9 protein-coding genes and 2 tRNA genes are annotated in these 12,506 nt (G+C 71.8%); 4 read left to right on the forward strand and 7 right to left on the reverse strand.

Annotation, left to right across the window (positions count from 1 at the left end; all coding sequences use genetic code 11):
• Positions 1-33 precede the first annotated feature (33 nt).
• Together ACFYNO_RS23650 and ACFYNO_RS23655 are read left to right on the forward strand one after the other, a co-directional pair.
• Positions 34-879, forward strand: coding sequence for an alpha/beta hydrolase (locus ACFYNO_RS23650; RefSeq protein WP_388015927.1), 846 nt, complete (start codon positions 34-36; stop codon positions 877-879).
• 351 nt (positions 880-1,230) lie between these two features.
• Positions 1,231-2,481 (forward strand): alpha/beta hydrolase family protein, encoded by a 1,251-nt coding sequence (locus ACFYNO_RS23655; RefSeq protein WP_388015750.1) that lies wholly within the window; start codon positions 1,231-1,233, stop codon positions 2,479-2,481.
• A 137-nt stretch (positions 2,482-2,618) separates the two neighbouring features.
• On the opposite strand, the gene ACFYNO_RS23660 is transcribed toward ACFYNO_RS23655, so the two are convergent.
• The 7 genes from ACFYNO_RS23660 to ACFYNO_RS23690 form a co-directional block, all read right to left on the reverse strand.
• Positions 2,619-3,341: a hypothetical protein gene (locus ACFYNO_RS23660; protein WP_388015753.1), complete on the reverse strand. Its 723-nt coding sequence runs from the start codon at positions 3,339-3,341 to the stop codon at positions 2,619-2,621.
• A 72-nt stretch (positions 3,342-3,413) separates the two neighbouring features.
• Positions 3,414-4,148 carry a hypothetical protein gene (locus ACFYNO_RS23665; protein WP_388015756.1) on the reverse strand — a complete coding sequence of 245 codons (735 nt, stop codon included), beginning with the start codon at positions 4,146-4,148 and terminating at the stop codon, positions 3,414-3,416.
• A 59-nt stretch (positions 4,149-4,207) separates the two neighbouring features.
• Entirely contained in the window at positions 4,208-8,158 is a 3,951-nt protein-coding gene (locus ACFYNO_RS23670; protein WP_388015759.1) for an RHS repeat-associated core domain-containing protein, read from the reverse strand.
• A gap of 247 nt (positions 8,159-8,405) precedes the next feature.
• The gene (locus ACFYNO_RS23675; RefSeq protein WP_388015762.1) at positions 8,406-8,882 is read right to left on the reverse strand and encodes a hypothetical protein; all 477 of its coding nucleotides are present in this window, start codon (positions 8,880-8,882) and stop codon (positions 8,406-8,408) included.
• A 160-nt stretch (positions 8,883-9,042) separates the two neighbouring features.
• A tRNA-Ser gene (locus ACFYNO_RS23680) sits at positions 9,043-9,127 on the reverse strand.
• A gap of 10 nt (positions 9,128-9,137) precedes the next feature.
• Positions 9,138-9,210 (reverse strand) — tRNA-Gln (locus ACFYNO_RS23685).
• A gap of 270 nt (positions 9,211-9,480) precedes the next feature.
• Positions 9,481-10,458 (reverse strand): SDR family NAD(P)-dependent oxidoreductase, encoded by a 978-nt coding sequence (locus ACFYNO_RS23690; RefSeq protein WP_388015765.1) that lies wholly within the window; start codon positions 10,456-10,458, stop codon positions 9,481-9,483.
• Between the two features lie 565 nt (positions 10,459-11,023).
• Here ACFYNO_RS23690 and ACFYNO_RS23695 point away from each other — a divergent pair.
• On the forward strand, positions 11,024-11,377 hold the full coding sequence (locus ACFYNO_RS23695) for a hypothetical protein (RefSeq protein WP_388015768.1): 354 nt from the start codon (positions 11,024-11,026) through the stop codon (positions 11,375-11,377).
• 69 nt (positions 11,378-11,446) lie between these two features.
• Positions 11,447-12,358, forward strand: a complete 912-nt coding sequence (locus ACFYNO_RS23700) for a hypothetical protein (RefSeq protein ID WP_388015771.1) — start codon at positions 11,447-11,449, stop codon at positions 12,356-12,358.
• Positions 12,359-12,506: the final 148 nt, after the last annotated feature.

Genomic DNA, 12,506 nt, shown 5'->3' on the forward strand with positions numbered 1-12,506 from the left:
GATGGTCGGGACAGGATCGCGTGGAATGCGGTCATGACCGCTTCTTCCTCCAAGGACACCGTCTTCGTCTTCGTGCACGGAGCCTGGCACGGCTCCGGGCAGTGGGCGGCGACACAGCGCGCGCTCGCCGCACTCGGTGCCGCCAGCATGGCCGTCGACCTGCCGGGGCACGGCTTCGACGCACCACTGCCCACCGGATACCTCCGGCCGGGCCAGCCGGGGCTGCTCACCGAGAAATCCGCGCTCGCGACCCTGACGATGGACGACTGCGCCGAGGCCGTGCTGGACACGCTGCGTCAGGCCCGTCGCCACCGTCGCGTCGTGCTCGTCGCCCACAGCGCGGGCGGCGGCCCCGCGTCGCTGGCTGCCGAGCATGCACCCGAACTCGTCGACGAGATCGTCTACCTTTCGGCCTTCGTGCCCGCCGGACGGCCCCGGTTCATCGACTACCTCGGCTCACCCGAGAACGCGACGGCGCGGGGCCGGAGCCTGAACCTGGGCGACCCCGCCGAACTGGGTGCCGTGCGGATCAACCCGCTCTCGCAGGATCCCGCCTACGTCGAGGAACTGCGGCAGACCCACTACCACGACACCCCCCTGGGCCGGTTCGACCGCTGGCGCTCGGCACTGAGCCCCGATCTGCCCCTGGCGCTCCCCAACAGCCCGGTCATCGTGACCCCCGGTCGGTGGGGGCGCATACCGCGGACCTTCCTGCGCTGCGCGGACGACCGGGCGTTGCCGACGGCCGTGCAGGATCTGATGATCGCCGAAGCCGACCGGGCCGTGCCCGGCACCCCGTTCACTGTGCGGACCCTCCCGGGCAGCCACAGCCCGTTCGCCGCCCGACCTCGTGAGCTTGCCGCGAGCCTGCTGCTGTGAGCCGCGAACGCCGGTGGTTGAGGCCGGTCCGGGCGCCGTGCGACCGGTCCTCGCCCACGGCGCCGACCTGCCTGCCCCGTCACTACGAGAGGGCACCGCCGGCCGGGACCACGGAGATCCGCAGGGCAGGGCACGCCGCACTACGCGGCGACCTCGACCGCGGCCTGTATACGCTCTGACCTGCGCTTTCACGGAACCGCCGGTCAGCGCCTCCGTTCTCCCCCGTACGCACCGGGGGTTGTCCCCACCGGCAACACGCCCGGCAGCTCCATCGTTGCCGGGGCGCCGCGCTGGAACTGTTGGGGGTGCCGGGGGACTCCCCGCGAGGCAACCGCACGAGGGGCGACGAAGATGACCAACCCGATGCCGAAGCAGCGGCCGCACCGCCGAACCGCCCTGCGGCTGTCCGCAGCCGCCGCCGTCCTCTGCCTGACCGCCGGGGCCGGCACCGCCACCGCGGCGGCCGCCGACCTGGGTGCCGGCCAGGCCCGCCGCGGCGCCGTGGTCTCCGTTACCCCGCTCGCCTTGCTGGACGCGCGGCAGGCCACCGCCGGCGTCCGGGATGCCGGCTTCGTCACCCCGCCTGAACGCGGTGGGGTCGAGCTGGAGCGCGTGGTCTACCGGACCGTCACGCCCGAGGGCAGGCCCACCACCGCGAGCGGGCTGGTGGCGCTCCCCCGCGATCCGGGGCCGCGCGCACTGACCACGGTCGAGTACGCGCACGGAACCATGGCCTACCGGGGCGAGGCCCCGTCGGTGGCGGACGGGCCCGACCGCGCGGAAGCGGTGATGTTCGCCGGGGACGGCTTCGCCGCCGTGGCGCCGGACTACCTGGGGCTGGGTGTCGGGCCGGGGACCCATCCGTACCTCGACGCGCCCTCGGAGACCACGGCCTCGACCGACCTGCTGATCGCCGCCCGACAGGTCGAGGCCCGGCACGGCATGCACGACGACGGCCGGGTGCTGGTGACCGGCTTCTCCGAGGGCGGCGCGGCCGCGATGAGCATCGGACGGGCGCTGCAGCACGGGCAGGTGCCCGGCTACCGGCTGACCGCGCTGGCCCCGGTGAGCGGGCCGTACGACCTGACGGGCAGTGAGCTGCCGGCCGCTCTCAACGGCCGACTGCTCGGCCCGGACGCCACGTTCTACGCCGCCGACCTGGTAGTCGCCTGGAACCGGCTGCACTCCCTCTACGGGTCGCCTTCCGAGGCCTTCCAGGCCCCCTACGACCGCACGGTCACCGCCCTGTTCGACGGCGAGCACACCGACGCGCAGGTGGCCGCCGCCCTTCCGGACCGTCCGCAGCGCCTCTTCACCCCCGCCTTCCTACAACAACTCCAGCACCCGACAGGCAAGTTCGCCCAGATGTTCCGAATGGCGGACAGCGTCTGCCAGTGGGCCCCCCAGGTGCCGGTCCGGCTCTACGACGCGGACGGCGATCGCGATGTGGCACCCGCCAACACCCTTGCCTGCAAGGCGCAGCTGGCGCACGAAGGAGTCGACGCGCCACTGGTCGACGCGGGCGCCACCGACCACAACGGCTCGGCGTTCGCCTCCTACCCCCTCATCCGCACCTGGTTCGACGCCCTCGCCGGGCACTGAGATCCGGCTGCCGACGGACGCCGGAGCCACCCGCGGTGGGCGTCTGCGCCGTCTCGAGGCAGTGCTCGTGGGTGGTGCCCTCCTGGGGGAACGTGGTGCTGGTACGGGTGGCCGTACCGGCACCGCCCGGCAGGGCCTCAGACGAAGTCCAGCCCCGCGATGTTGGCGGACAGCGTCTGGGCGTGCCCTTGGACGGTGTCCGCATGCTGGAGGAACACCGCCGCGTGGGCGCGCAATTCGTCCGGGTGGATTCGAAAGCCGCTTCCCGGGCCGCCGCCGGCCGCGTCGAGGGTGTCCTCCAGCGCCTCGTAGCTCAGGCCCCCCACCGCCTTCTCGATCAGTCCGAGCAGCGGGGTCAGCGCGACCTCCAGCACCTGGGCGATGATGTACTGCACCAGCTGCTGCTCCAGCGCCTCGACCAGCTTCTCGGCGCCCTCGATGATCAGGGGGACGGCGGCCTCGGAGAGTCCGAAGGTGAACGCCGCGGCGGCCTGGTCCGCGACGAACGCAGCCGCCATCACGACCAGCTCGGCGATGGTCTCCACCTTGAGGCCGACGATGAAGTCGGCCGCCGCGTCCAGTGCGGTGGCCAGGACGTGGCAGGCGTTCAGCAGTTCGCTCATGTGGCCCTGCGACAGGTGGGCCCACTTGGAGACCAGCAACTCGTAGGAGTTGGCCTGGTAGGCGTCGCCCATCGCCTGGATCGTGCTGGTCGCCTGCTGGTGCGTGGCGTCGATGTTGGTGGCGAAGTCCCTCACGTGGGAGGCGAACTCGCGCACCTTGTCCTCGTTCACCTGTGGCCAGTTGACGCCGATGACGGCGAGGAAGTCCACCACCGGACCCGGCAGTTCGATCGCCATGAGCTACCCCCTCGGACCCTGCTCCGGATCCTGCTTGTTCCGCCCCCGTGGAAAAGTGCCGGCCACCCGGTCTCAGGTGAGTGCGGCCTGCGCGAAGCGCAGCAGCTCCTCGCTGTCCGGCTCGAGCCGTTCGCCTTCGCCGGTGACCACGAAGCCGTCGGCCCAGTCGACCCGCCACACCTGGTGGCGGTAGTTCTCGAACTCCACGAACGCGCCCGGGGCCCCTTCCAGCAGGGCCAGTTCGCGCATCAGGACGTCGGGCTTGGTCAGGCCGCGGTCCGGCCCGACGCTACCCGCCTTGGTTCGCGGGTTGTCGAAGCGCATCTTGAGGAACGGTGAGGGCGCTCGGTCCAGGCTGGTCGCCCGCAGGCCGTGCGGGTGCGAGACCTGGGACAGCGCCTCCTCGTCGGTCTCGGTTCCGGAGAACTCGTAGTGCCAGCCCGGGAAGACTCCGTAGGTGAGCGCGTGGAGTTCGGCGTTGTCGCGTGCGTGGAAGGTGTGCGCGCGGGGCGCGGCCACGGCGGCGGTGTCGAAGGTGTAGCCGGGCGCGGCGAAGCCGGGCAGTGCGATCAGCGGGCGGGGGTCGGCGAGCACCTGGTCGGTGTGCGCGCGGGCGTGGACGAGCAGGGCGGCCACCAGCTCGGCGTCGTAGGGCCCGTTCGTGGTCACCTGGAAGGCGTGCTTGCCGTCCGCCGCCAGCGCCGCCACGAAGTGGAAGCGCGGGTTGGGCGACCAGTGCCAGGCGTCGGGCAGCCCGGGGAAGGGCTCGGCGCCGGGCAGGCCGGACAGGGTGGCGGTCAGGTCCATGGGTACGGGCTCCAGGTGGGGCGGCATGGCGGGGATACGGCGGGTCAGCCGAGGCGGGGTCAGGTTCGGCTGTAGTTGGGGCCGGTGTCCTGGCGGTAGCGCTGGGTCATCCGGCCGCCGCCCGCCGAGTTCTGGGCCCCGTCCATCACTTCCAGGTTAGCGGTGTTGTTGTAGTAGTCATTGCGCGCCGCACGGTCGGTGTTGTAGCCCGTCGTGTTCCAGTGGTTGACCACCGGGTTCACGTGCTCGTACGTCACGTTGTTGTACGGCACCACCTGGCCGTTGGCGTCCCGCCAGGTCAGCTGGCTCTCGGGGATCGGGACGCCGGCGGCGTCCACCGGGTGCGCGGTGTTCTGGGCGATACCCTCGTCCGTCCAGTGCTGGATCATGTGCTCGTGGGTCGGCACCCGGTAGCCGCTCGGGTACTCGCTGCGGCGGTTGTGGGCGTTGGGCACCGCGTTGGGGTTGGCCATGAACTGGCCCCGCGCGTTGCGCAGCATCAGGCCGAGCGGGTCGCAGGCCAGCAGCGGGTTGCCGGCGTAGGCGTACGCGTCCGGGGAGGGGGCCAGGCCCAGCGGGTCGACGGACAGGTAGCGGGCGGCGGCCGGGTCGTAGTAGCGGTGCACGTTGTAGTGCAGCCGGGATTCGGGGTCGTAGTACTGGCCGGGAAAGCGCAGCGGGGTGTCGGTGGCCTGGTGCCCGGCGGCGATCGGCACGCCCCAGATGGTGGTGCGCTGCTCCCAGGCCGTCGAACCGTCGGGGGCGAGCAGCTGGACGGGGGTGCCGACCAGGTCGGTGACTATCGCGAAGAACCGCTCGTCCACCTGCTGCTGGTCTTCGGCCCCGGAGATCAGCCGCTCGCGCTGCGCGATGGGGTGCAGGCCCTGGTAGTCCCAGCTGAGCGTGTACGGGCCCGGCAGCTGCGGGCTGTGCGCGGTCTGCTCGATCAGGGTCTGCTCGTGCCAGCTGAACTCGGTCCACTGGATGGCCGTCGGTTCGCCGTCGACCTCGGCCAGCTGCTGCTTGGTGGTGCGGCGCCCCAGCGGGTCGTAGCGGTAGTGCCAGTGCGCGCCGTCGGGCGTGGTGACGTCGGTCAGGCGGTCTTCGGCGTCCCAGCGGTAGTGCCAGGTCCGGGCCTTGCCGGACAGGGTGCGCTGGCGCCGGCCGGTGACCCGGCCCTGGGCGTCGTAGCGGTAGTCGATCCGTCCGGCGGTGCGCAGTCGTGCGCCCTGGTAGGCGCGTTCGCCCTGGGCGGCGGTGTCCCGCTGTCCGGGCCAGCTGGCGTCGGCGAGGTGGCCGGCGCTGTCGTAGGCGTAGCTCTCGCTCCAGTCGGCTGCCCGCACGGCGGTCACCCGGCCGGCCGGGTCCAGCTCGAAGTCGGTGTGCTCGGTCGAGCCGTCCGGTGCCAGGTCGGTGATGCCGTGCAGGGCGCCGCCGGGCGCGTAGCGGTAGGTGCGGCGCGAGGGGCCGGCGCCGCCGATCGTGGTGGTGCGCCCGGTCTGCCGGCCCACGGCGTCCCAGGCGAAGCCGAGGGCCAGGCCGGGGCCGAAGCTGCGGGCGGTTTCGCGGCCGAGTTCGTCGTGTTCGAACCCGATCAGGTGGTGGTCGGCGGTGAGGGTGTGCGGATTGCCGACCGGGTCGAGGGTCCACTGGCTGACGCTGCCGGACGGGGTGCGCCGGCTGGTCTGCCGGCCCAGCTCGTCGTAGCCGAAGGTGACGGTGCGGCCGTCGACGGTCTCGGCCAGCAGGCGTCCCACCGGGTCGTAGCGGCGGGTCAGTTCGCAGTCCTCGGTGCGGGCTGCGACCAGCCGGCTCGCCAGGTCGTACTCGTAGGTGGTGGTCGCGTCGGCGGTGCTCTTGGCCGCCAGCCGTCCCAGCGGGTCGTAGCTGAAGCCGATCTGCTGGCCGGCGCCGTTCTCCCGCTCGATCACCTGGTTGGCGGCGCTGTAGCGGTAGGCGACGGTGCGGCCGTCGAAGTCCTGTTCGGAGGTCCGCCGGCCCGCCTCGTCGTAGTCGTAACTCCAGGTCAGCCCCTGGGGGTTGGTGACCTCGGTGAGTTGCAGCAGGCGGTCGTGGCGGAAGCGGTAGTGGGCGCCGTCGGGGTCGGTGCGGGCGGTGAGGAGGTGGAAGTGGGTGTACTCCAGGGTGGTGGTGGCGCCCTGGCCGTCGGTGTGGGTGAGGTTGTTGCCCTCGCCGTCGTAGGTCCATTCCTCGGTGCCGCCGCCCGGCAGGGTGCGCGAGAGCGGCAGTCCTTCCACGGTCCAGCTGAACCGGACGGTGGCGCCCAGCGGGTCGGTGGCCGCGGCGGGCCGGCCGAACGCGTCGCGCTGCAGCACGCTTCGGGCGCCGAGCGGGTCCACGGACTCGATCGGCAGTCCGGCCGGGTCGCAGGTGATCCGGGTGGTGCGGCCGGCCGGGTCGCTCACCGCGGTCAGCCGGCCCGCGTCGTCGTACGAGAAGCGGGTGGTGGCGCCGGCCCGGTCGGTCAGCTCGGTGCGGTTGCCGCGCTCGTCGTAGGCCTGCCGCCAGGTCAGTCCCTCGGGGGTCTGGATCTCGACGGGCTGGCGCAGCTCGTTGTAGCCGATCAGCAGGCGGCTGCCGTCGGGGCGGTCCACCCGCACGACGTCGCCGAGCTGGTTGCGGGTCAGCCGGGTGCTGTGGCCGAGCGGGTCGGTGTAGCGCAGCAGCCTGTTGTAGCGGTCGTGCTGGACGCGGGTGCTGTGGCCGAGCGGGTCGGTGATCCGGCTGAGGTGCTCGTGTTCGTCGTAGTGGTAGAGGGTGCGGCCGCCGTGGCTGTCGGTGATCGTGTTGACCCGGTTCGCGGGGTCGTACTCGATGGCGACCGAGAGCGCGCCGGACGGGCCGTGGCCGCGCACCGCCCGGCCGTCGGCGTCGTACTCGTAGGAGTAGCGGTGGCCGTTGCGGTCCGTCCAGGCGGTGATCCGGTCTTCGTCGTCGTAGGTGTAGACCAGCGGCAGGCCGGAGGAGTTGATGTGGTCGGTGAGGCGGCCGCGGGCGTCGTAGGCGAAGGAGACGACCGTGGCGCCGAGCCCCCCGGAGGTGCCGTCCAGCAGGCGCAGGGACTCGATCCGTGGCCCTGCGGCGGTCTGCAGGAGGTCGACCGCTATCCGCCGGCCGCTGCTGTGCCGCAGTTCGACCGGCAGCCGGTCGCCGTCGTGGACGAAGTCCAGCCGGTGGCCGTTGCGTTCGGTGAGGGCGGTGATCGGGCGCACCGCGCGGCCGGCTCGCCGTGCGGCCGGGGTGTCGTCCGGGGTGGCGGTGGCGGCGAAGTGCCGGGTCCGGCCGGTCTCCGGGTCGTGGATGCGGATGACGTTCTCGGCGTGGTCCCAGGTCAGCGGCCAGCGGGCGCCTGCCTCGGGAAGGACCTCCTGGCCGGGCTGGGCGGGCACCGGGTAGTGCAGCAACTGGCCGTCGTCACCGGCGTAGTGGATGCCGTCGTTGTCGACCTGGACCCGCTGGGTGAGGGTCGAGGACCAGCCCGGGCCGAAGAGGGTGCCCGCCCGGTAGCCGGAGGCGTAGGCGCGGCGCAGCAGGATCGGCAGCACCCCGGCGATGTCCAGGTCCGTTGCCGAGGCGATCACCTGACCGGAGATCACGTCGATCGGGTCGGTGCCGCCGGTCTCGGTGCCCTCGTTGCCGTCCGAGCGCTGCCCGCCGCGCGGGCCGCCGTTCAGGTTGGGCTCGAAGTCGTCCGGGACGGCGTTGCGGGGAGTGCCGGAGGGTCCGCCGTCGGTCGGGTGCCCGCCGGCGGGCGGATGCTCGCCCGGGTGCGGAGCGGGCACCGAGCCTTCGCCGGGTTCGCCCCGGCCGGTCCCGTGGAGGTGGTCGACCAGGCCGCTCTCGTGCTTCGCCGTCCGGTCGGCTACGCCGGTGGCTTTGACGTGGGTGTCCTTGAGGATCTTCTGGTACGAGCCCGCGAAGTCCTCGGCCAGACCCTGGCCCGCCTTGGCCGCGACGTGCTCAAGCGCCTCGGTGATCTGACGGCCCATGAACACGCTCCTGGTTCCCCGGGCCGCCCTGTGGTTTTGACGACCTGACAGTACACCGTAGCAATTACTTTGGAGCGCGACGGAAGGGGGTGCAAGAGCCGTGCACCACGGAGTTCCTCCAGCCCACGCACGGGCGGGTGCTTCTGCGGAGGGGAGCGCGACGTTCGGGTTCCGGGGTCACCGGCTGATGCGGAAGGGCCCGCCGCGCGGCGGGCCCTTCCGGTCGGTCCGTGGCCGTGATTGCGGGTCACATGCCGGCGAGGCGCTTGACGTCGGCGAGTTTGCAGGTGACGTCCGAGGCGACCTGCGCGGTCCCGCCGGCCGTCTCCTTCGCCCGTTGGCCCGCCGCCAGGCTGTGCGCGATCGCGGCGCCCTCCGCCAGCCAGGTTCCGCCGCCGTCGACGAAGTCGATCTGAATGGTGTAGGTCGCCAGGTCGCTGCCGTGGTTGGTCACCGTGAGCTCGGCCTGGGGGATCTTCGTGGTGGCGTCGATCGCGCAGGAGTCGATGGTCACGTCGTCCGAGCCGCCCTGGGCGACGGTGGCCTTCGGAGCACCGGCCGCGGCGGCCGCCGACGAGGGGACGGCGGCGGGGGTGCTTCCGTTGCCGCCGGCGGGGCCAGGGCCGGCGCTGGAGCCGGCGTTGGACGAGCACGCGGTGACGGCGGCCAGTGCGGCAGTGGCGAGTACCGCCGCCAGGGACATGGTCCTTGTTCGGGTGGGCAACGGAGCTTCTCTTCCTCTGAGGAGAACGCAGGGGACGGCAGGTCATCCACTCACATGAATGAGATCAGATTACCATTCACACTGGCTGATGTGAGTGCTGTCTGGGCATCCCCCGCCGGGCCGGTCGGCCGGCCTCTCCGGTGAACTGCGTGGTGCTGCGCGGAGGGTGCGCGGATCGAACGCGCGCGGGTATGACCCCGACGACGGCTTAGCAAGCCGCTGCCTTCCCACTCGGCCAACCCTCCGGGTACTGCGCTGCCGGACGAGGATTCGAACCCCGAACCTCCTGAACCAGACTCAGGCGTGCTGCCGGTTGCACCATCCGGCACTACGGGTGGGCGGCACGAGAAAGGGCCGCCCACGGGAACCGATTCCCTGGGCGGCCCGGCCATGAGCCGGTTGACGCGCTACCAGGAGGTCCCGCAGCTCGGGGAACTCGAGGAGCGCTGGTGCGAGAAGACGGCGGTGGTGTTCACGGTCGCGCTCCTTCCTGGTCCGTTCGGCGCGATGCGCCCACTGTGCCGCACCACCACCGGGCTTCACAACCGCTTTTGGCACCCGGCGCGCGGCGCGCGTCGGGGGCGTGGAGCCCCACCGGTCAGCCGGCCGCTGCCCCGCCGAGCCTGCTGAACGGGGTGGGCATCAGGTCGATGCCGGTCAAGTCGCAGCTGGCCGCCCAGAGACGTGCCGCGGTCGTGGTGTCGGCCAGGTGGTCCCAGAGCGGTTCGATCCTGGGCGTTCCGCGCAGCCCGAACTGGCGGGGGCTCAGCATCTGTCCCCCGCGCACGCTCGGGTCGAGCACGGCTCGGACGGCGGGCCACGCGGCTGCTTCCTTGCCCTGGACGACGAGGCCGAGCGGGAGGTGGCGCAGCCGCTCGCCGGTGGTGGGTACATGGAGCGGCGGGCGCGCAGGGGTGAGGGCGTCGAGTGCGCCGCCGGGATGGGTGAGCACGCTCATCGTCGTACTTCCGGCAGCGCGCAGGCGGCGGTCGAGTTCGAGGGCGAAGAGCATCTGGGCCAGCTTGGAGCGGCCGTAGGCGCGCTTGGGCCGGTAGTCGTGCCTGCTCTGGAGGTCCTCGGGGTCCAGGCGTTCGGATTTGGCGGCGAAGCTGCCGGTCGTGACGATCCGGCTCCCCGGGGCCGCCGCGAGCAGGGGGGTCAGGTAGTGGGTCAGTGCGAAGTGGCCGAGGTGGTTGGTCGCGAACATCAGCTCGTGGCCGGCCGTGGTTTCGCGGCGGGGCGGGTGGTCGAGCGCCACGCCGGCGTTGTAGACGACCGCGTTCAGGCGGTCCAGCCCGAGCGCGTCCACGGAGGCCTCCAGCGAAGCCGGATCGGCCAGGTCCAGAGGCACGTGCGTCACCCTGGCGCCGTGCACGCGCGAGCCGATGGAGGCGATCGCGGCTTCGGCCTTCGCCGCGTCGCGGCTGCCGAGGACGACCGTGGCCCCGGCGCCCGCGAGCTGCTCGGCGACGAAGTACCCGATGCCCGCGTTGCCGCCGGTGACCAGGACGCTGGTTCCCTCGGCAGGGGGCAGCCGGCGGACGTCCCACTGCGGGGCCTTGGGTGCGGAGGGCATGGCGTACTCCCGGAACTCGAAGTGATCTGAGACGAGCACAACCGCGCCTTCACGGCCGGTCGCGCCGCCCCCACCATCCCGAAGGGCGCTCACATCCCACCCACAGGTCGCAGTCCTCCGCTGACAGCCGACCGGCACCGCGCGCCAGGGCCACCGCGCGACGACCGCGGTGTCGCCCGGGCACCTTCCCGTCACCGGTGCTCTGCCGCCACCGGTGCTCTGCCGCCGCCGGTGGTGGACGGCGGCCGGAAGGGAGCTGGAAAAGCGCTTGAAACGGGGCGCCGGGCTCCTTTCGATGGCCTGAGCAATCTCCTGTCATTCCTGCTGGCAGGATCGAAGTGGACGATCCTCTTCATCTTCCCGCCCATTGGCCCATGGGCGGGATGTCGCTTTTGTCTGGCCGACGGAATTCCCCGGGGGTAGTCGAACCGTCAACTCCCGGGCAGTATTTCGATCGTCGGCAGCGCGGCACCGCCAAAGGCCCGGGAAGTACGGCCGGAAAGCGTGCGAACGAGGCTGTCGGACGTAGGGGAACTCAGCGGTCCGACACGAGGAGAAAAAGACAATGGCTCGTCGCAAGATCACGCGAATCGGCGCCGTGGCACTGGCGGCCGCGACCCTCATCGGCGGCGGCGTCCTGGCGGCCTCGCCGGCCAGCGCGATCGGGAGCGTGCAGTGCCCGGGTGGCGGCGCGGAGGCGTACGGCATCGAGCTCTGGGTGCACGACGGCAGCGGCTACTGGCAGCTCTGCTACGCGGGGACCGTCGGCACGATGTACCCCGACGTCGCCGGTGTGTACTCGGTGACCTCGCAGTGGAACAACGGCATCATCACGGCGAACGGCACCAACTACAACCTCTACGCGGGCGGCAGCCTGAACCTCGGCAACGCCTACGTCTCCCGGGTCTCGATCGTCTGACGTCCAGCCGGGTGGCGGGCGTCCGAGCGGCGCCCGCCACCCCTCTCCCAGGAGGGAGGAAGCAGTCCGATGCCACTGTGGCTCCGCATCTCGCACGCCGCCGCCGTCCTCCTGGTGGGGAGCATCTCCGCCTGCTCCTCGGGACTCGGTTCGAATTCCGCCCCGCCACCGGTCGGGCCCGTTCCGGTCATCCAGGACCCGGGGCAGATCAGCCTTCCGCTGGACGGCTACGAGCCGACCGCGGACCAGGCCGCGACAATCAGCCGGGCCTCGCACCTGGTCGCCGACCGGTGCATGCGGGAATTCGGCCTGAATGCCCCCGAAGAAACCTACGACGCATTCACCCAGGAAGTTCAGGAGGTCAAGAAGAGAAATCAGCTCTACGGATATTTCGTGGCAGTCGGCGCGACCGGTGACGGGTATGACAGGAACCAGGCGATACCCCCTTCCACGCTCTCCCCGGACGTCAATTCGGTGCTCTACGGAACGGATGCGTCGGGACAGGCCGTGGCCGATTACCACGGCAGGCCGGTGCCGAAGGGCGGCTGCTGGCAGGTCGGTGCGGACGCCTTGGGCGGACCGCCGCCGCTGCCCGGTACCCCGCAGGCACTGCCGGCCGAGGGACCCCGGATCCCCCTGACCGACCCCCGCCTCCGCACCGCCTACGCGGCCTGGAGCGACTGCATGCGGCAGAAGGGCTACCGCTACACCAACCCGGCGGACGCCTACAGCGACCGCAAGTGGGGCGGCGCGGCGGCGCCTGCCACCCAGGGGCACGACCCCCTGGAGGTCTCGACGGCCGAGGCCGACGTGGCCTGCAAGATCTCGCTGAACACGGTCGGCCAGGTGGTCGCGGTCGAGATCGCCTACGACAGGCAGTACATCGCCGCCAACACGCGCGCCCTGCAGACCTTCACGCAGCAGCTGGCCGCGCGGACGCGCAGGGCGGAGACCGTCATCGCGAACGGTGGGGCCGTTTAGGCCGATTCCGGTAGGTCATCGAGCGGTCCAGAGGGAGATGCCCGCGATCTGGAGAGATGCTCGGTAGCCGCGGTTGCGGCGCTCGGCGATCCGATCGGCGGGCTGCGGGATGCCATCCGAAACCCGCGTGCCGGGGTGCCGACACCGC

Source organism: Kitasatospora sp. NPDC006697 (genome assembly GCF_042869935.1).
Classification (GTDB): domain Bacteria; phylum Actinomycetota; class Actinomycetes; order Streptomycetales; family Streptomycetaceae; genus Kitasatospora.